The sequence below is a fragment of the uncultured Oceanisphaera sp. genome (assembly GCF_947495715.1).
Taxonomy (GTDB): domain Bacteria; phylum Pseudomonadota; class Gammaproteobacteria; order Enterobacterales; family Aeromonadaceae; genus Oceanimonas; species Oceanimonas sediminis.
Genome location: NZ_CANLZU010000022.1, coordinates 25,436 through 44,925, shown reverse-complemented (window position 1 = coordinate 44,925; position 19,490 = coordinate 25,436). Strand labels below are relative to the sequence as shown.

General features: G+C 59.4%; 14 protein-coding genes. 5 read left to right on the top strand and 9 right to left on the bottom strand.

Features of this window, described 5'->3' with window-relative positions; all coding sequences use genetic code 11:
* Positions 1-2: 2 nt before the first annotated feature.
* Together torA and torD are read left to right on the top strand one after the other, a co-directional pair.
* Positions 3-2,471: a trimethylamine-N-oxide reductase TorA gene (gene torA / locus Q0753_RS13995; protein WP_298722334.1), complete on the top strand. Its 2,469-nt coding sequence runs from the start codon at positions 3-5 to the stop codon at positions 2,469-2,471.
* Positions 2,471-3,118: a molecular chaperone TorD gene (gene torD, locus Q0753_RS13990; protein WP_298722331.1), complete on the top strand. Its 648-nt coding sequence runs from the start codon at positions 2,471-2,473 to the stop codon at positions 3,116-3,118. The genes torA and torD overlap by 1 nt, the downstream gene beginning before the upstream one ends.
* 57 nt (positions 3,119-3,175) lie before the next feature.
* Here the strand turns inward: torD and Q0753_RS13985 are convergent, their stop codons facing one another.
* The 9 genes from Q0753_RS13985 to Q0753_RS13945 all read right to left on the bottom strand — a co-directional run bounded on the left by Q0753_RS13985 (position 3,176) and on the right by Q0753_RS13945 (position 14,969).
* On the bottom strand, positions 3,176-4,531 hold the full coding sequence (locus Q0753_RS13985) for a cytosine permease (protein ID WP_298722329.1): 1,356 nt from the start codon (positions 4,529-4,531) through the stop codon (positions 3,176-3,178).
* 261 nt (positions 4,532-4,792) lie between these two features.
* The gene (locus Q0753_RS13980; RefSeq protein WP_298722328.1) at positions 4,793-6,244 is read right to left on the bottom strand and encodes a bifunctional 2-methylcitrate dehydratase/aconitate hydratase; all 1,452 of its coding nucleotides are present in this window, start codon (positions 6,242-6,244) and stop codon (positions 4,793-4,795) included.
* 205 nt (positions 6,245-6,449) lie between these two features.
* Positions 6,450-7,562, bottom strand: coding sequence for a 2-methylcitrate synthase (prpC, locus tag Q0753_RS13975; protein WP_298722327.1), 1,113 nt, complete (start codon positions 7,560-7,562; stop codon positions 6,450-6,452).
* Positions 7,555-8,484, bottom strand: a complete 930-nt coding sequence (prpB, locus tag Q0753_RS13970) for a methylisocitrate lyase (RefSeq protein ID WP_298722324.1) — start codon at positions 8,482-8,484, stop codon at positions 7,555-7,557. Before prpB ends, prpC begins: the two co-directional genes overlap by 8 nt.
* Before the next feature lie 301 nt (positions 8,485-8,785).
* A complete protein-coding gene (locus tag Q0753_RS13965) occupies positions 8,786-10,684 on the bottom strand; it encodes an EAL domain-containing protein (RefSeq protein ID WP_298722321.1) in 1,899 nt (632 codons plus the stop codon).
* A gap of 2 nt (positions 10,685-10,686) precedes the next feature.
* Entirely contained in the window at positions 10,687-11,226 is a 540-nt protein-coding gene (locus Q0753_RS13960) for a molybdopterin-dependent oxidoreductase (protein WP_298722318.1), read from the bottom strand.
* A gap of 321 nt (positions 11,227-11,547) precedes the next feature.
* The gene (locus tag Q0753_RS13955) at positions 11,548-13,491 is read right to left on the bottom strand and encodes a bifunctional metallophosphatase/5'-nucleotidase (RefSeq protein ID WP_298722315.1); all 1,944 of its coding nucleotides are present in this window, start codon (positions 13,489-13,491) and stop codon (positions 11,548-11,550) included.
* Between the two features lie 40 nt (positions 13,492-13,531).
* Positions 13,532-14,401 (bottom strand): formyltetrahydrofolate deformylase, encoded by an 870-nt coding sequence (gene purU / locus Q0753_RS13950; RefSeq protein WP_298722312.1) that lies wholly within the window; start codon positions 14,399-14,401, stop codon positions 13,532-13,534.
* A gap of 85 nt (positions 14,402-14,486) precedes the next feature.
* The gene (locus tag Q0753_RS13945; RefSeq protein ID WP_298722308.1) at positions 14,487-14,969 is read right to left on the bottom strand and encodes a GNAT family N-acetyltransferase; all 483 of its coding nucleotides are present in this window, start codon (positions 14,967-14,969) and stop codon (positions 14,487-14,489) included.
* A 255-nt stretch (positions 14,970-15,224) separates the two neighbouring features.
* Here Q0753_RS13945 and Q0753_RS13940 point away from each other — a divergent pair, with 255 nt between their 5' ends.
* The 3 genes from Q0753_RS13940 to Q0753_RS13930 all read left to right on the top strand — a co-directional run bounded on the left by Q0753_RS13940 (position 15,225) and on the right by Q0753_RS13930 (position 19,226).
* Complete coding sequence (locus Q0753_RS13940; RefSeq protein WP_298722306.1) at positions 15,225-15,872, top strand: phosphoribosyltransferase; 648 nt, start codon at positions 15,225-15,227, stop codon at positions 15,870-15,872.
* Between the two features lie 509 nt (positions 15,873-16,381).
* Positions 16,382-17,641 (top strand): lytic murein transglycosylase, encoded by a 1,260-nt coding sequence (locus Q0753_RS13935; RefSeq protein WP_298722304.1) that lies wholly within the window; start codon positions 16,382-16,384, stop codon positions 17,639-17,641.
* Positions 17,642-17,837: 196 nt separating this feature from the next.
* A complete protein-coding gene (locus Q0753_RS13930; protein WP_298722302.1) occupies positions 17,838-19,226 on the top strand; it encodes an L-cystine transporter in 1,389 nt (462 codons plus the stop codon).
* Positions 19,227-19,490: the final 264 nt, after the last annotated feature.

Sequence of the window (19,490 nt, the reverse complement as noted above, 5' to 3'; positions counted from 1 at the left end):
ATATGGCAATTTCACGCAGACATTTTCTCAAGGGACTGGCCGCCAGCTCGGCAGCGGCCCTGATCGGTCAAAGCCTGCTGGTGCGCACGGCCGAAGCGGCGGTGTCAGCCGAGGGCAGCTGGAAGATGGCCGGCTCACACTGGGGCGCCTTCAAGGCGCTGGTGAAGGGCGGCGTGGTCAGCGAGGTCAAGGCCTTTGAGCTCGACAAGCACCCCACCGACATGCTGAACGGCATCAAGGGGCTGATCTATAACCCTTCCCGTATTCGTTACCCCATGGCGCGGCTGGACTGGCTGAAAAACCGCGAGAACAGCGATCGCACTCAAAGAGGCGACAACCGCTTTGTGCGCCTGACCTGGGACGAGGCGCTGGATCTGTTCCATGAAGAGCTGGAACGCACTCAAACCCAATACGGCCCCTGGGCGCTGTATGCCGGCGCCACCGGCTGGCGCCAGACCGGCCAGTTCCACAGTTGCGGCAGTCACATGCAGCGGGGGGTCAACCTGCACGGCAACTTCGTCAGCAAGGTCGGCGACTACTCCACCGGTGCCGGCCAGGTGATCATGCCCTATGTGCTGGGCTCTACCGAAGTGTACGATCAGGGCACCTCCTGGCCGCTGATCCTGGAGCACACCAAGACCCTGGTGCTGTGGGCCAACGATCCGTTCAAGAACCTGCAGGTCGGCTGGAACTGCGAAACCCACCAGTCCTACGGCTATCTGGAACAGCTCAAAGCCAAAATCGCCGACGGCAGCATCAAGGTGCTCAGCGTCGATCCGGTACAAACCAAGACCCAGGCCTACCTGGGCTGCGAACAGCTCTACATCAACCCCCAGAGCGACGTGGCCTTCATGCTGGCCATCGCCCATACCCTGTACAAGGAAGAACTGTACGACAAGAGTTTCCTCGGTACCTACACCCTGGGTTTCGAGCCCTTTATCGACTATGTGCTGGGCAAGACCGAAGACAAGGTGGAAAGAACCCCCGAATGGGCGGCGGCCATCTGCGGCATCGAGGCCGACCGCATTCGCGAATTCGCCCGCCAGCTGGCGAGTGATCGCACCCAGCTGATGTTTGGCTGGGCCATTCAGCGCCAGCAGCATGGCGAGCAGCCCTACTGGGCCGGTGCCGTAATAGCGGCCATGCTGGGCCAGATTGGCCTGCCCGGCGGCGGCATCAGCTATGCCCACCACTACAGCTCCATCGGCGTACCGGCCACCGGCGCCAGCGCCCCGGGCGGCTTTCCCCGCAACCTGGATCCGGGCAAGAAACCGTTGCACGACAACAACGACTTCAAGGGCGCCAGCCGCATCATTCCGGTGGCTCGCTGGATCGACTGTTTACTCGAGCCGGGCGGAAAAATCCAGTACAACGGCGGTGACGTTACCTTCCCCGATGTGAAAATGTGTATCTTCAGCGGTTGTAACCCCTGGCACCATCACCAGGATCACAACCGCATGAAACAGGCGTTCCGCAAACTGGAAACCGTGGTCACCATCGATTACTCCTGGAACGCCACCTGCCGCTTCTCGGATCTGGTGCTGCCGGCCTGTACCCAGTTCGAGCGCAACGACATCGACATCTATGGCTCCTACGCCAAGCGTGGCCTGCTGGCCATGCACAAGCTGGTGGACCCGCTGTTCCATTCCCGCAGCGACTTCGATATTTTCACCGGTCTGTGCCGCCGTTTCGGCCGCCATGAGGAATACACTCAAGGCAAGGACGAGCGCCAGTGGCTGGCCCAGCTCTACAACGAATGCAAGGCCGCCAACGAAGGCAGCTACCCCATGCCCGAGTTCGATGAATTCTGGGAACAGGGCTATGTGGACTTCGGTGAAGGCAGCACCTGGGTGCGCCATGCCGCCTTCAGGGAAGACCCGGAAGTCAACGCCGTGGGCACCCCCTCCGGCTTTATCGAGATCAGCAGCCGCAAGATCGGCAACTACGGCTACGAAGACTGCAAGTCCCACCCGGTATGGATGGAAAAGACCGAGCGTTCTCATGGTGGTCCTGGCTCGGATCAATACCCGCTGTGGCTGCAATCGGTGCACCCGGATCAGCGACTGCACTCCCAGATGTGCGAGTCCGACGAATATCGCGCCACCTATGCGGTGCAGGGCCGGGAGCCGGTATACCTGAGCCCCGCCGACGCCGAAGCGCGCGGCATCAGCGACGGCGACCTGGTGCGGGTATTCAATGGCCGGGGCCAGCTGCTGGCCGGTGCCCGGGTATCGGATCGTTTTCCGTCCGGGGTGATCCGCATTCACGAAGGCGCCTGGTACGGCCCCACCGACGCCGGCATAGGCGCGCTCGACACCTATGGCGATCCCAACACCCTGACCCTGGATGTGGGCACCTCCAGACTGGCCCAGGCGCCCAGCGCCAACACCTGTCTGGTGGAAATCGAGAAATTCACCGGCCCCGTGCCGGCCGTGACGTCCTTTGGTGGTCCTGAAATGGTGGAAATTTAATGACACACAATACCGCGGCAGGCGACAGCCTGCCCCTCTCGGAAACCGAATACTGGCAGCAGCAGGCCTTGCTGTGCCAGTGGTTTTCGACCCTGCTGTCGAAAGAGTTGAACGAGGCCGAGCTGCAAGCCTACCAGGCCGGCGACGCCAACCCCCTGCTGGATGAACTGGCCCTGCAGCCGACGCTGTCCGAACCGGCCAAACGGCTGCATCAGGCCATCGGCACCCTGGCATTGCTGGAACACCCCAGGCTGGAACTGGCCGCCGACTTCGCCGGCCTGTTTCTGAGCGATGCCCGCCACAGCCCCGCACCCTATGCCTCGCTGTATCAGGACAAGGGCACCTTCAATGGCCCTGCCGCCCAGCGCATGCAGCAGCGGCTGGCGGCGGCGGGTTATGCGGTGGATGGCGACTTCAAAGAGCCGCCGGATCATCTGGCGGTGATGCTGGATTATCTGGCCGAAGGCTATCGCCGCCTGGCACTGGCGCCTTCGCCGGAGGCCGAAGCCGATCTCAAGCTGTTCGTACACCAGGAGCTGGCCGGCTGGCTGCCCGAGCTGAGCCATCGCGCCAAAAACACCGACACCGCCAGCGACGTCTATCCGGCGCTGCTGGCTCTGGTGACGGCCTTTTGCCAACAGCCCTGAGCAAAAAAAAAGGCCCCACAAGGGGCCAAGATACAATCAATGCTTAATGCTTGAGATTCAGGATTGTGCGGGAACTGCAGTTTCACCGGCAGGACGGGCAATCGGCTTCATCAGCAGATAATAACCCACCACACTCACTACCAGACCGACGAAGAACGCCATGTCGATGAACACCAGGCTGCAGACAAAAGACAGGCCATAGACCAGGAAGGCCCGCAGGTTGTAGTTGTTCTGGTAAACAAAGGGTCCTTTGGGGTCATAGAAGTCGTTCACGTTCAACTGACCGCGGCGCAGCAGGTAGAAGTCGGCCAGCATGATACCCGCCACCGGGCCCAGCAAACCGGAAGTAATAACGCTGAACCACAGCAGGTTGTCGGCAAACACCCAGGGCATCATCAGCAGGCCGATGGCGCCGGAGATAGCCACACCCTGCCCGAACTTCAGTCGGGGAAACACATTCATCAGGATAAGCGCGGACGGCATCAGGTTGGCCGCGGTGTTGGTGGACCACTGGGCAAAGGCGATGGTGATCATGCTCAGGATCAGTACGATGGGCGAGCTCATGGAGTTCAGTACGATCTCGATAGGGTCCCAGGTGCCGGTGAGAATGCCGCCGATCATGCCTACCATCAGGATACCGGAGCCAATCACGATAAGGCCGGTGATCTGGGCGAAAAAGGGCTTGCGGTTACGGATGAAGAAATTCTTGCTGCTGTGGTCACGAGAGCGTTCCAGCTTGCGGGTCATGTCCGGGCTGTTCAGACCCATGGTGATCCAGATGCCGGCGATGGCCATGACGGCGAACCAGAAAGACCCGTCATCCAGCGACGGCGCAGCCAGCACGTCACCTATGGTGGCGTTGTTGGTCTGCAGCAGCCAGAAGGTGACCAGGCCAATCAGTATGGTCAGTGCCGGAATGGCGACCCAGTCGAATTTGGCCATGGCTTTCATGCCGTAGATGGCATTGATGACCTGCAGTACCCCGAAGATCAGGATGAGAATGGTGGTATTGGTATAACCAATCCACATTTCCAGTACCTTGCCGATGGCAACGGCCGCGACCCATGTCTGAAAGCCAAACCAGAAACAGGCAGGAATGGCGCGGAAGGCCGCCGGAATCTTGGCGCCCTGGTAGCCGAAGCAACCACGGATATAAACGGCGAAGGGAATACCGTAACGCAGACCGATATCACCGGCCAGGATCAGGATGGTGGTCACTATGGCATAGGCGGCCAGTATGGCACCGATGATGGTCCAGGGAGACAGTCCCGGATACAGCTGGGCACCCATGGTAAAGGCGCCCATGTTGATGGTCATGCCCGCCCAGAGCATGGTGAAGTCCCAGATATTGATGTCCCTGTCTTTATCCGTAGACGGCATCAGCTCGGGATTGTTCATTTCGTGTACAGCCATAAGGATGCTCCCTGTTTACTGCTGTGATAATAATGTTGCACCACCCGACACAATGTAAACAATACGCCGGAAATTAGATTAACAAATTAACAATAATTTCGTTAACGACAAACCTAATATTTTGTTTACATTTATCTACGTGATATCCATCACACTTTATGTCCAAAACGGGCTCTGATTGGAAACAAAAAAACGCCACCAAGGCGGTGACGGTTCATTTGGCACTTTATGCAGCGAGCCATGCCCGCTGGCCGGAGCTTCTCAGTTGATCACGAACAACGCCATGAAGTCGTTGACCGAGGTAGCCTCAAGCCGCCGTTGATCGAGACACAATGCCAGAATGTGCCGGCAGCGCGCCGGCGGAAAGCGGGTTTGCAGGTTCTGCATGAACTTCTGCTCCAGCACCGGTATCGCCTCGGCCCGGCGGCGACGATGGCCGATGGGATATTCCACCGCCACCTTGTCGGTGTGGCTGCCGTCCGTGAAGAACACCTGAATGGCGTTGGCGATGGAGCGCTTGTCGGCTTCAAGGTAGTCGGCGCTGTAGCGCGGCTCTTCCACTATTTCCATTTTGTTGCGCAGGGCATCGATGCGGGGATCGGCACGGTGAACGTCGTCTTCATAGTGTTCGGCCATCAAATCGCCATAAAGCAGTGGCACCGCCACCATGTACTGCAGGCAATGATCCCGGTCCGCCGGGTTGGCAAGCTGACCCGCCTTGGAGATGATGCGAATGGCCGACTCGTGGGTGCTGATTTGAATACGGTCTATGTCTTCAATTCGATCCTTCACCTGCGGGTGCAGCAACACCGCACACTCCACCGCGGTCTGGGCATGAAATTCGGCGGGAAAGCTGAGCTTGAACAGCACGTTTTCCATCACGTAGCTACCGAAGGGCTGCTTGACCTTGAACGCCTCGCCCTTGAACAGCACGTCATAAAACCCCCATGTTGGCGCCGTGAGAACCGAAGGCAGGCCCATTTCGCCCTGCATGGTGATCATGGCCAGTCGCACGGCACGGGCGGTAGCATCCCCCGCCGCCCAGGACTTGCGCGAGCCGGCGTTGGGCGCATGGCGGTAGGTCCGCAGGGCGCCGCCGTCGGCCCAGGCCTGGGACAGGGCGTCGATAATCTGCTCGCGGCTGCCGCCCAGCAGGTGGGTGATCACCGCGGTGGAGGCCACCCGCACCAGCAGCACATGATCCAGCCCCACCCGGTTAAAGCTATTTTCCAGCGCCAGCACGCCCTGAATTTCGTGCGCCTTGATCATGGCGGTGAGCACATCGCGCATGGTCAGTGGCGCTTTACCCTCCGCTACCGCCACCCGGCTCAGATAATCGGCGGTGGCGAGAATGCCGCCCAGGTTGTCGGAGGGATGGCCCCACTCGGCCGCCAGCCAGGTATCGTTGAAGTCCAGCCAGCGAATGAGACAGCCAATGTTGAAGGCGGCGGTGACCGGGTCCAGCTCGTGGGAAGTACCGGGCACCCGGGCGCCGTGTTGTACCGTAGTGCCCGGCACCAAGGGCCCAAGATGCTTGGTGCATTCGGGAAAGCGCAGCGCCAACAGGCCACAACCCAGGGTATCGGCCAGACAGTGGCGGGCGGTGTGATAGGCCTCATCCGAAGTGATCTCGGTATCGATCACATAACCGGCGATGGTGACCAGCAATCGATCGGGCTCGGGTCGCTGGTTCAGCTCAACATTGGTACTCATGATGTGTTCCTTTTTAAAAGCCGGGATTGGGGAATAGGGATTAGGGATTAGGGATTAGGGATTAGGGAGCGTAGGTTGGGACGAAGCATGAGTCCCAACGCTTCCGTCGCCGGCATCCATGTTGGGATTCGCTTCGCTCATCGCCAACCTACAGCTAATCCCCAGTCCCCAGTCCCCAGTCCCCAGTCCCCAGTCCCCAGTATTATCACCGCTCCTCTATTGGTATCCACTCCTGGGGGGCTGGACCCACATAATCGGCGTTGGGCCGGATGATGCGGTTGTGGGCGCGCTGCTCCATGATGTGGGCGGTCCAGCCGGTGACTCGGCTGAGCACGAAAATCGGGGTGAACAGCTTGGTCGGGATGCCCATGAAGTGATAGGCGCAGGCGTGATAGAAGTCGGCGTTGGCGAACAGTTTTTTCTCGCGCCACATCACCTCCTCTACCCGCTCGGAGATCGGATACAAGACCCGGTCGCCCGCCGCCTCACTCAGCTTTTTGGCCCAGGGTTTGATCAGCGCATTGCGCGGATCCTTCACCGTATAGACCGCATGCCCGAAGCCCATGACTTTCTCTTTTCGCTTGAGCATCTCCAGCAGCGCGGCTTCGGCCTCATCCGGCCCGCTCCACTGCTCTATCATCGCCATCGCCGCCTCGTTGGCGCCGCCATGCAGCGGGCCGCGCAGGGTACCGATGGCGGCGGTCACCGCCGAATGCAGGTCGGTCAGCGTCGAGGCACAGACCCGACCGGCAAAGGTCGAGGCATTGAATTCGTGCTCCGCATACAGCACCAGCGAGCAGTTCATCACCCGCACATCAAGCGCAGCCGGTGCTTCGCCGCGCAGCATATGCAGAAAGTGGCCGCCCAGGCTGTCGTCATCCAGGGCGGTGTCGATACGCACGCCGTCATGCGCATAGCGATACCAGTAGCAGAGCATCGAGGGCAGCAGCGACAGCAGACGTTCGGCCGCCTCCTGCTGTTCGCCGAATTTGTGTTCGGTTTCCAGATTGCCGAGTACGGAGCAACCGGTGCGCAGCACGTCCATCGGATGCGCCGACGCCGGTATCAGTTCAAGCACGGTACGCAACGCCGCCGGCAGACCGCGATTGGCCCGTAGCCGGGTCTTGAAGGCGCCCAGCTCCCCCTGGTTGGGCAGATAGGCCTTCAGCAGCAGAAAGGCCACCTCTTCAAACTGGGCATGAGCGGCCAGATCGGCAATATCATAACCGCGATAGGTCAGGCCGGAGCCGGTTTTGCCCACGGTGCACAGGGCCGTTTGGCCGGCGGTCTGGCCGCGTAATCCTTCGGCGTTAGTCATGCTTGCCTCCTTGTTGGTCATCCGCAGCGCCGGTTACCGGAACTGCCGGTGTGGTTTGAGCCGAGTGCTCGAACAGGGCGTCCAGTCTGGCCTCGTAATCATGATAGCCGAGGGTCTGATAAAGCTGCTCCCGGGTCTGCATCTGCGCCAGCAAATCACGCTGATGACCCTGAGTCAGGATCTGGCGATAGACCATGTCCGCGGCCCGGCTCATGGCCCGAAACGCCGACAGCGGATACAGCACCATGGCCACGCCGGCCTCGGCCAGTTCGGATTGAGCGAACAAGGGGGTCTTGCCGAATTCGGTGATATTGGCCAGCACCGGCACGGGGACCGCTTCGCAGAAGCGACGGTATTGATCCAGGCTTTCCATCGCCTCGGGAAAAATCAGGTCGGCACCGGCAGCCACACAGGCCAGGGCGCGATCGATGGCGCCGTTCATGCCCTCCACCGCCAGCGCATCGGTGCGGGCCATGATGGCGAAGCGAGGGTCGGTGCGGGCATCTACCGCCGCCCTGATCCTGTCTACCATTTCATCACGCGGGACAATGGCCTTGTTGGGTCTGTGCCCGCAGCGTTTTTGCGCCACCTGATCCTCGATATGAATGCCCGCCACCCCGGCCCGCTCCATTTCCCGCACGGTACGGGCGATGTTGAAGGCACCACCGAAGCCGGTGTCCGCATCCACCAGCAAGGGCAATTCTGTGGCCGCCGTGATGCGACGAGCGTCTTCCAGCACCTCGCTCAGGCTGGTCATGCCGAGATCCGGCAACCCGAACGAGGCATTGGCCACCCCGGCACCGGACAGATACAGTGCCTGGTGCCCGGCCTGCTCGGCCTGCATGGCGCTGTAGGCATTGATGGCGCCCACGATGGCCAGCGGTCGCGTCCCTTGCAATGCCTCGAATAAACTGAGCTTCATGACGGTTTCTCCTGTCGTTGGGCAAGGTGTCGGTCGCGATTCATGCACCACAATGGATAAGGCTCGGTACATGGTGGGCGCAGCGGGCTCGGGGAATGGCGGGACGTAAACCGCAGGCAGTAAACGCTTTGGCACGATACGACCATGATTTATCGACACTTTATTGGTACACAAGCTAAAGGTAGCAGCTGATGCGCTTAGCAGGATGGAGGGTGTCGACAAAGAGTGAAAGGTTGATCATGAACAGGCCCCTGTTTGCATCATGCAAACAGGGGCCTGTGAAGCGAAAAGAAGGCTGTCGTTACGCCGAGCGGGAGCCGTAACGTTTGTCTTGTAACAGTAATTCGCTCATGGCCTCAGCCGGCATGGGCCTGGCCATCAGGTAGCCCTGCCCCAGCCCACAGCCCAATTGCTGCAACAGCACATGCTGTTCGACCAGTTCGATACCCTCGGCGGTGACCGTCATATTCAGATTATCTGCCAGGGAAATAATGGTTTTGACCAGGCTCTCCGCCCGGGGATCCGTCGACAGGTCGGCCACAAAGGATTTATCGATCTTGAGCTTGTTGATCGGGAGCTGTCGCAGGTGGCTGAACGAAGAATAGCCGGTACCAAAATCATCCAGTGCTATCTCTATGCCCAATTCACGCAGCTCCTGCAGGGTATCGAGCGAGCCGGCCGTATCCCACATGCTGGTGTCTTCGGTGATCTCCAGCACCAGGGTCGAGGCGTCGAGACCGGTGTCGCGCAATACCGCGCTGACGGTCAGTGCCAGCTCTCCCTCCATAAAGATATTGGGACTGATATTGACGTTCACCTTCAGCCAGCCGCAACCGGCCTGGTGCCAGCGGTGCATTTGGCGACAGGCCTGCGACAACACCCATTCGTTAAGCCGGTGTGCCAGGCCATGCTGCTCGGCCACCGCTATTACTTCGAGCGGACTGATAAAGCCATGCTCGGCCGAATTCCAGCGTAACAGCGCCTCTACCGACTCGATATCGCCGCTGTTCAACCGAAAAATCGGTTGATAGTGCAGCTCCAGCTGATCCTGTTCAATCGCCGCCTGCAAGGACACCGCCAGCTTCTGCCGCCGCAGTCGACGCTCGTCCATGCCCGGTTCGAACATCTGCACCATGGTCTTGCGACTGTGTTTGGCGTAATACATGGCGGTGTCGGCATGACTCAACAGTTCGGCCGCCGTGAGGCCATGCTCGGGATAAAGACTGGTACCGATACACGCCTGAGGCGACAGACAGCCATCGGGCAGTTTCACGTCGCGCGACAGCGCGTCAAATAGCTGCGCCGCCATCAGCTCGGCATCATCGATATTTTCAAGTTGCTGGATGATCACGAATTCATCCCCGCCCAGCCGAGCCACCCGGCCCTGCTTGCCGATGGTGTGACTCAATCGGTTCGCAATCTCCCGCAGCAGATTGTCTCCCACCTCGTGGCCAAGGCTGTCGTTGATGGCCTTGAAACTATTCAGGTCGACCATGTGGAGAGCCAGTGCACCTCGCTCCCGCTGGGTCCGATTCAGCGCCTTGTCTATCAGCTGATAGAAAAACATGCGATTGGGCAGGCCGGTCAGGGTATCGTGATAGGCCATGTGGCGGTTACGGTGGTTCTCCCGCAGCAGCAGCAGCAGCATCAGGCTGCCACTGAGCAGCAGGCCGCCCAGATAAAGGCTGGAACGCAGCCGTATATCCTGAATAATATCAAGCTGCTGCCAGACCTTGTCACCGGAAAAGTTTTCGACATTGATTTCTCGCGCCAGCTTGCGATAGTGCGCCAGCTCTTGTCGCAATGCCATGATTTCGTCCCGGTCATCTACGCGCAGCGCATACACCCGCTCTTCCCAGAGCTCGAGCTGACTGGAAAAATTTTTCAGCATCGGCAAGACCCCCGGCTGCTCGCGCACCGGGCGATTCTCTTCTCCCGCCAACAGGGTATCGATTCGGCTCCACAACAGTTCGAAACGCAACTGGACATTCGCTTCGTCCGAGGTCCGGGCCGCCAACGCCGTCAGCGATTGATCAAATTTAAGCAGTTCCATTTCCAGCTCGGAGCTGGCCCAGCCAATGGCCTTGATGGTGGCCGATACATAGCGCACTACCTCCAGATCCCGGTGGTAACTGTAGAGCGAACTGGCACCAAACAGCAGGGTAATGATGGTAAGGCCGATCAGTTTGAAGGTATTCACGGTTAGCGTATGTCCAGAGTCTTTAACTGCCAGATCAGCAGTTCGTGATAACGCTTGGTGTCATACTGCGGATACTCCGACAGGGGCAACATCAGCCATACCGGCCCCTTGTGCCGGATTTTCATCGGCTCGCCATCGAGATGTGTCGTCAGCAACAAGGGCGCCTCTGCCACCAGCTCTCTGTTGATATCATGATGATAATCGTTCAGGGCCACCGCCCTGACTTCACTTCCCTCGGCGCCGACTCGCCGCAACAAATCACTCAGCAGCACGCCACGAAAATGGTGCTGTTGTTCCGTCCAGGGGGTATGGGTGCTGAATTCATGCTGCGGCAAGGCCGCCAGCATGTCCATATCAAACTCGGCCTTGTTGACGGCATTGGTCACGCTCAGGTTGCCGGTCACGGTCAGTACCTCCCTGCCCTTGGGCGGGGACAAAGGATCGGCGGCAAATAACAGCGAACTCCATACTGCCAGCAGCAGCCCGAGCACTGACGTTGGCAAGAAACGACGACCTCGCACTTCACTTATCGCAGGCTTCATAGCCCCCCCCAATAAAAGACTCAATAGAGTATGCAAACATAGCAGTTTTTTGATAACGATTTTTAATCACAGTTCGGTAATACCGAGTCTGACAGGATTAAAAATCGATGTCGAGCCAGAGGTGAGGCCCGTCCTACAGGTTCGAACGAAACTTTGATCCATTTGAATCTTTTTTTCAATTTTAAGGTGCTGTCGGTGAAGATAGCGCGCCACCGGCTCGACAGCAGAATAAAGATCCAAACAAACCTCTTTTCTCCCCCATCAATAAAAAGGCTCTGCGCTCATTAACGAGCAAGCCCGGTCGTACCGGGCTTGCTGGGTTTACAGTCGGTTAAGGGCGACGCCCGACTCGGGAAGGGCCGTCAGTACCGGCCGGCGCGCTCGTACATAATCGATAAGGGCCCGGGCATCGGTGTTGCAGGCGACCCCGGCCTTTTTGCAGTCCAGTGGCCGATTGAAATAGTGCACCTCTATGGCTCCCCGCCCGTTTTTGCTCAGCCGTGCCACCGGAAACACCGCCGGTTTGCCATTGACGAACGCCAGGTCCAGCCGGTCGGTAAACACCTGTTGTGAATCAAACAGCGTATTCCATCCTTCGTTGCCCGACGCATGATAGCCGTCCAGTGCCAGCTGGTAACGGGCATCCGGTTCAATTCGCTGCCACTGACCGTTATCCAGATATTCGATACGGTTGAGATACCCCCGTCCCCGGCTGGTTTCGTTAAAGCTGTAACGCAGCCCGGCCCCGTAGGGAAAACGGCCGGTATGAGCGTCCGATGACAAAGCGGCGTTAATGGTTTCCAGCAGCAGACCGGCGACCTGACGGCCGGTGAGCGACACCAGGCTGATGGGGTTGCCAAAGGGCAACAGCTCCAGACCGACATTCCCTTCTTTGAGTACGCCCGGCTCCAGACTGTTACGCACCGCACCGGCGGCCACCAGCGCAAAGTCGGCACGACGACCGGTTACCGCCTGCACTTGTGGGCTATTGACCCAGTACAGTTGGCTGGCCGCCACCAGGGGCGCTATCTGAGAGCCGCGGCCTTCAACCGGCAACTCCACATGCGTTAACGCCAGAGGAACATGCCCCACCTCGTCACCGTAGGCCTTGACCAGGGCCGGACGATACTGTTTATCGATATGGGCGCGTAACGCCGAATCTTCCGCCACCATCTTGATATTGGGCTCGGCCTCGATGGCGGCCGCCAGGCGCTGCTGTTGCGCCTCGCTCAAGCGATATTTGTCGCCCCGGCGAATATCACGATAAAAGACGTTATCCGACAACAGGGTGTTGCCGCCTTCACAGCGGCTGACCCGCCCGTCTGGGGTAAAGGTCACACTCACCTGCCCCATGGCTTGGGCAAACCGACCGGCCTGCACCACGCAGGTCGTGCCGATGCCGTCCGGATTATTGAAGCGGCGCGCATAAGGTTCGCCACTCTCCCAGCCGAGGTTGCCGAAGTCCCCGAGCAGACTGTGAGAATGGCCGCCGACGATAAGGTCGATACCGTTGACCTTTTGAGCCAGACGCCGGTCTCGCTCCAGCCCCAGATGGGTGACGGCAACGATGTGTTTGACGCCTTGCTCACGCAGCGCCCTGACGGTGTTCTGGGCGCTGTCGACTTCCCGCTCGAAACTCAGCTTGCCGACATGGGGGCTCTGGTTGGCCATGTCTTCCAGCACCAGTCCCATTACCGCCACCACAGGACGCTTGCCGGCGTCATCGACCGTTTCTACCCGCTCTTTTTCATTACCGTCAAAGGCGTAGAGGACATAGGGTTTAAGGTTGTCGAGGCCTTGCAGGTCCGGATCCCGGCTGGCATCCAGGTTGGCGGCCAGCACCGGAAAGTTGACGCCCTGCACAAAGGCAGACAAGCGGCCGTTATCGAGATCAAATTCATGCTCGCCCAGCGCCATGGCGTCCAGCTGCATTTGACTCAGCACATCGGCGTTCATGGCGCCCCGGTTGAGCTTGAAATAGCCGGTACCCTGCCAGGCGTCTCCGCCGTGTACAAACAACAGCGGCTGATCATTCAGCTCCGCCTGCTGGCGCAGCGCCTTGGCCTGACTCAGCAGGCGAGGGTAGCCACCCAGACGGGTGTACACCGCCTGATTGCCCAGCTTCAAGCGGGCATCGGTCGGGTCAAAATGCGAATGGGTGTCGTTGATATGGGCCAGGGTCAGGGTAAAAGGCCGTTCGGGTGACTTGCCGGCACAGCCGGTCAGGGCCAGCGCCATCAGCCCGACCAGGAGGGTGTTGTTCATCTATGAATAAACTCCGATAGGTATTGAATAATGTGCCGGCTCAGTTGGTAAAGACCACCGTCTTGCCGTTATGCAGAAAGACGCGACGCTCGATATGATATTGCACCGCTCGGGCCAGGGTAATGCACTCGATATCCCGGCCCCGGGCGGTTAACTGCTCCGGATAATGACTGTGATCCACCACTTCCACCCCTTGGGTGATAATGGGGCCTTCGTCCAGATCGTTATTGATGTAGTGCGCCGTGGCCCCCACCAGCTTGACCCCTTTGTCGTAGGCCTGGTGATAAGGGCGTTCGCCTCTGAATCCGGGCAGCAGGGAATGGTGAATATTGATGGCCTTGCCGGTCAAGGCCGCACACAGCTCGGGGCTCAGCACTTGCATGTAACGCGCCAGCACCACCAGATCGGCCTCGCATTCCTTGATGATGCCCAGTACCTGCTCTTCCTGCTCGGCCCGGTTCTCGTCGCTCACCGGCAGATGATAGAAGGGAATATGATGCCAGTCGGCCAGCCGCTGCAGATCCGGGTGGTTGGAAATAATGGCCGGAATTTCGATGGCCAGTTGACCGGTACGATAGCGATAGAGCAGATCGTTCAGGCAATGATCGAGCCGGGAAACCATGATCACCACATTGGGGCGCACCTCGGCGGCAACCAGCTCCCATTGCATGGCGAATTGTGCCGCCCTGGGCTGCCAGCCCTGCCGAAAACCCGCCTCGTCAAACGGCGTCGTCCGGGGTGGGCGAAACTCCACTCGAATAAAAAAATGCCCGCTCAGCACATCATCGAAAGTCTGCATTTCCACCACATAGCAGCCCTGCTCGCACAGATAACGCGTCACCACGTCTACGGTGCCCAGGCTACCCGCGCAATGGGCGGTCAGATAATAGGTGTCTTTCGGCTTGGCCACTGGTGATCTCCTACCCCGGAATAAATAAAATCTCCCCTTGGCGGGGGCCGCTATTCTGCGGCAAACGCCGGTCTGGCGCCAGTGTTCAGATGGTCTGCACGGGCAATGATTTTTCCATGATAAAACGGGTGAATTGCTGTCCTCCCTTTTCCACCTGCTCTTGCTTTATCAGCCGGTATCCACGCTGTTCAAATACCGGGCGAGACAGCAGGCTGGCATCGGTACACAAACAGGCCACGCCTCGACGATGGGCCTCCTGTTCTATGTCATCACACAAACGGCCGGCCAGGCCACGTCCGGCATGCCCGGCCAGCACATACAGCAGCGCCAGGTGATTGTCCGGATACAGGGTGGCAAAGGCCACCGGTATCCGGTTGAACTCCATCACCCGGGTATAGCCGGTTTGCACCAGGGTTCTGAAATCGGTGGGGTACAGGTAGGGGAACGACGCCCATAATGACACCTGTTTATCGCTGTAACTTTGCCGGCCCTGCTCCATCACCGCATCGTGATAGATAAGCTCCAGGCTGCTGAAGTCGGTTTCTTGGTAATCTCTGATCAGATACATAACGGCTCCGATGGAATATCCGTCTTATGGTCTCGCTGGTGTTCCGTAACGCTACCGGGCTTGTGCGGGCACTGCAACTGCGGCTCGCAGTCTTGCGGCACAGGTCCGGCCATGCACAGTGCCGATCCAAAGAGAGCCGAACGACGACTAACGAAACGCGATGATAGCAAAGCCCGGAGTCACTATCTGCCGAATAAGCCTGATTTTGTGGCCTTTTGCTACTGTTAGATCATATACATGATCAGGAGTACAACCGTGTCGTCTTTTCCCAACCGACGTGCCGCCGGTCAGGCGCTGGCGAGGCTGGTGCTGCATTATCGCAACCAGCCCGGCCTGCTGGTACTGGGTCTGCCCCGCGGCGGAGTACCGGTGGCGTTTGAAGTTGCCCTCGCCCTGGCGGCACCGCTCGATGTGCTGCTGGTGCGCAAGCTCGGCTACCCGGGTCAACCGGAGCTGGCCATGGGGGCCATCGCCTCGGGCAATATCATGATCTTCAATCCTGCCATTAGTGCGCTCGGCGATATCAAACAATCCGATATAGATGCCGTGATCCAACATGAGCGGGCAGAGCTGCAACGCCGGGAACTCGCCTACCGAGGCACATCTGCGCCGCTTGCGCTGGCCGGCGCCCACGTGCTGCTGGTAGACGACGGTCTGGCGACCGGTGCCACCATGGAAGCCGCCATCAGGGCGGTACGCAAGCAGGCACCGGCGCATATCGGCGTGGCGGTGCCGGTCAGCTCGACCGAGGCGGCCGTGCGGATTAACGCCCTGGCGGACGAGCTGGTCGCCCTGATCACCAGTGACGACTTGGGCTCGGTGGGCCAGTTCTTTGACGACTTCGGCCAGACCCGCGACGAAGAAGTCCGCGAACTGCTGACCAGGGCGGCCTGCCGCCGTTAATATAAACCCCCATTTGACCGTTGATCAGGTTTTGGATCGGAGTTCCAGAGGCAACACAGCCGCCTCCCACGACGCGCTACGAGTACATCCCTGTAAGCTCGGACATGCCATCTGACCGCCAGGGATGGCGGGAATGACGGAACGGCAGGAGCATTTTCCGGCCATGGCATGTCACGGTCGTGGCAGTCGATCTCTGTTGCCTCTTCTCGAGCACCGAGTTGTCTGTAGACAACGCCAACAGGCAACTCCTTGGCATCAGGGAGGATAAAGGGATCTGCTCCACCGACCCTCCGCGCCAAGGATGGTGCGGCGGAGCCTACATGGAGGTATTCACGGCGTGTCGGCGGAGCGGGCCCTTTGTACGGGATTGATATGACTATCAAACAGCTCGATTGTTTAATTGCATGGTATCAGACAGCGGCAAAATATCTGGGAGCTCTTTCATTTTTACGGGCTTGGGATATGCTGCCCATCACGCTGTAAATAATAACGCCAACAGACGGGAAAACATGTTTAAACGACGCTACCTCAGTGCGCTGGTGATCGGCGCCATCCTCAGCGGTTGTGCCGGCCAGGCCAATACCGCCCAACCGAACATCAGCAAGAGCGCCGCCACAGAGCAGGCGGCAGCACAAGTCAGTCAGGCCGAACTGGCGAACTTTGCCGAATGGCGCCATGACTTTCGGCGCCGGGCTCTGGCCAGGGGCATTACACCGGCGGTATTCGACCGCGCCTTTAAGGGCGTGTCGCTCAGCCCCAAGGTGATCAAACTGGATGGCGGCCAGGCCGAGTTTACCCGCCAGATCTGGGACTATCTGGACACCGCCACCTCCGCCACCCGCGTCAGCAACGGCCGCCGGCAATGGGAGAACCGGAAACCCGTACTGCAGGCCATCGAAAACCGCTACGGCGTGGATGCCAAGGTGGTGATGTCCATCTGGGGCATGGAAACCAACTACGGCTCTTATCGTGGCAATACCAGCACCATTGAGGGGCTGGCCACCCTGGCCTTTGAAGGCCGGCGCCGGGACTTTGCCGAAGCGCAGTTACTTGCCGCCCTGCAAATACTGCAGGCGGGAGATATCAGCCCCGAACAGATGCTCGGCTCCTGGGCCGGTGCCATGGGTCACACCCAGTTCATGCCCACCAGCTACCTGCAATATGCCCAGGACTTTACCGGTGACGGCAAGCGGGATATCTGGTCTGAAGACCCTACCGATGCCCTCGCTTCTACCGCCTATTATCTGTCGCGTTTCGGCTGGCAGCACGGACAGCCTTGGGGCCTAGAGGTTCGGCTACCTGACGGCTTCGATTATGCCCAGGCTTCGCAAAACAATCTGCAGCCGGTGGCCTACTGGCGTAGCCAGGGCATTACCGACATCAATGGCCGGCCGCTGCCCGATCATGGCGACGCCGCCATACTGGTGCCGGCCGGTGCCCATGGCCCGGCCTTTGCCCTTTTCAGCAACTTCAAGGTGATTAAGCGCTACAACAACGCCACTTCCTACGCCATGGCGGTAGGACATCTGGGCGACAAACTGGCCGGGGGTGGTGAATTCCGCTCCCCCTGGCCGCGGGATGAACGCGCCCTGAGCCGAACGGAAAAAGAAGAGCTACAGCGCAGACTGACCGCGCGGGGCTTCGATACCAAAGGGGCCGATGGCGTCATTGGCCCCAATACCATCAGTGCCATCCGTGCCTATCAGCAATCGGTCAGCCAGGTGGCGGATGGCTATGCCAGCGCATCCTTGCTGAAACAACTGCGTTAATACTCCCGGCAGGGCGCTTATTCGGGCCCTGCCTGCCAATATTGTTCGAATTTAATGCAAAAACCTGCTTTAACAGCACGTTACCGCCGCCCAACACTCAATAATTCATAACTCATAACCAAATCGATTATCAATAAGTCAAATCTGCTGCTAGCATCGCCCGCCATCGATATTATTTTCTGTTCACGGAGTCACCATGCTGATTGTGTTATTCAATCTGGCAGTTTTTTTATTGCTGATGCTGCTGCTGGGTAAACTGTCCCGTCGCGGCCAATCCCTTTCTCGCCAGGTACTGACCGGCCTGCTGTTCGGTGTGGCTGCCGGTTTCATCATGCAGACGCTGTATGACGCCAACACCATCGCCCGCACCCTGGAATGGGTTAACGTGGTCGGCGGCGGTTATGTGCGCCTGCTGCAGATGATCGTGATTCCGCTGGTGCTGGTGTCCATTCTCGGGGCGGTATCCCGACTGCACAACGCCACCTCGCTCGGCAAGATCAGCGCCCTCACGCTGGGCGTGCTGCTGTTTACCACCGCCATCTCGGCGCTGGTCGGGGTCTTTGTCACCCACAGCTTCGGTCTCAATGCCGCCGATCTGGTGCAGGGTGCCCGCGAGCTGGCCCGCGCCGAACAGCTGCAGGCCCAGGTAGCCAGCGTGGCCAACCTGTCGATGCCGCAATTGCTGGTGTCCTTTATTCCGCGCAATCCCTTCGCCGACATGACCGGCGCCAGCCCCACCGCCATCATCGGTGTGGTGATTTTCGCCGTCTTCCTGGGTCTCGCCACCCTGTCGCTGCTGAAAGACGAGCCCGAACTGGGCCGTCGGGTCATTGGTGGCATCGAAGCGCTGCAGGCACTGGTGATGCGTCTGGTTCGCCTGGTGATGAAGCTGACACCCTACGGCGTCATGGCATTGATGACCAAGGTCATCGCCGGCTCCAACCTGCAGGACGTGATCAGTCTGGGCGGCTTTTTGCTGGCCTCTTATGTGGCCATCGCCATCATGTTTGCAGTGCACGGCCTGCTGCTGACCCTGGTCGGCGTCAACGCCAAACGCTTCTTCACCAAGGTGTGGCCGGTGCTGGCCTTCGCCTTTACCAGCCGCTCCAGCGCCGCCACCATACCGCTGAACGTGCAGGCCCAGACCCGCAAACTGGGCGTACCGGAAAGCATCGCCAACTTCTCGGCTTCTTTCGGCGCCACCATAGGCCAGAACGGTTGTGCCGGTATCTACCCGGCCATGCTGGCGGTGATGATAGCCCCCACCATGGGCATCGATGTGCTGGATCCGCTGTGGCTGGCGACCCTGGTCGGGGTGATTACCCTCGCCTCTTTCGGCGTGGCCGGTGTCGGTGGCGGCGCGACTTTCGCCGCGCTGATCGTGCTGCCGATCATGGGTATGCCGGTGGCCCTGGCCGCCCTGCTTATCTCCATCGAGCCGCTGATCGACATGGCGCGCACCGCGCTCAACGTCAACGGCGCCATGACCGCCGGTACCATCAGCAGCAAGCTGCTGGGCCAGACCGACGAAGCGGTATTCAACCGGGATGAAGAAGCCGACACCCCGGTACCCGCCGCCGGTTAACTTCACCCTTACTGATATAAAACGGCGCCTACGGGCGCCGTTTTTTTTTGATAACAAAATCTGACAGCCCCAAAACTCGGACAAAGGGCCCGCTCCACCGACTCGCTATGAATACATCCATGTACGCTCTCTGTTTCATCCCTGAAACAGAAGGTCGGCGGAGCAGATCCCTTTATCCTCCCTGATGCTTTGGCGTCGCCTGTTGGCGCCGTCTTCGGGCAACTCGGTGTACAAGCAGAGGTAACAGAGATCGTTTCCCACGAC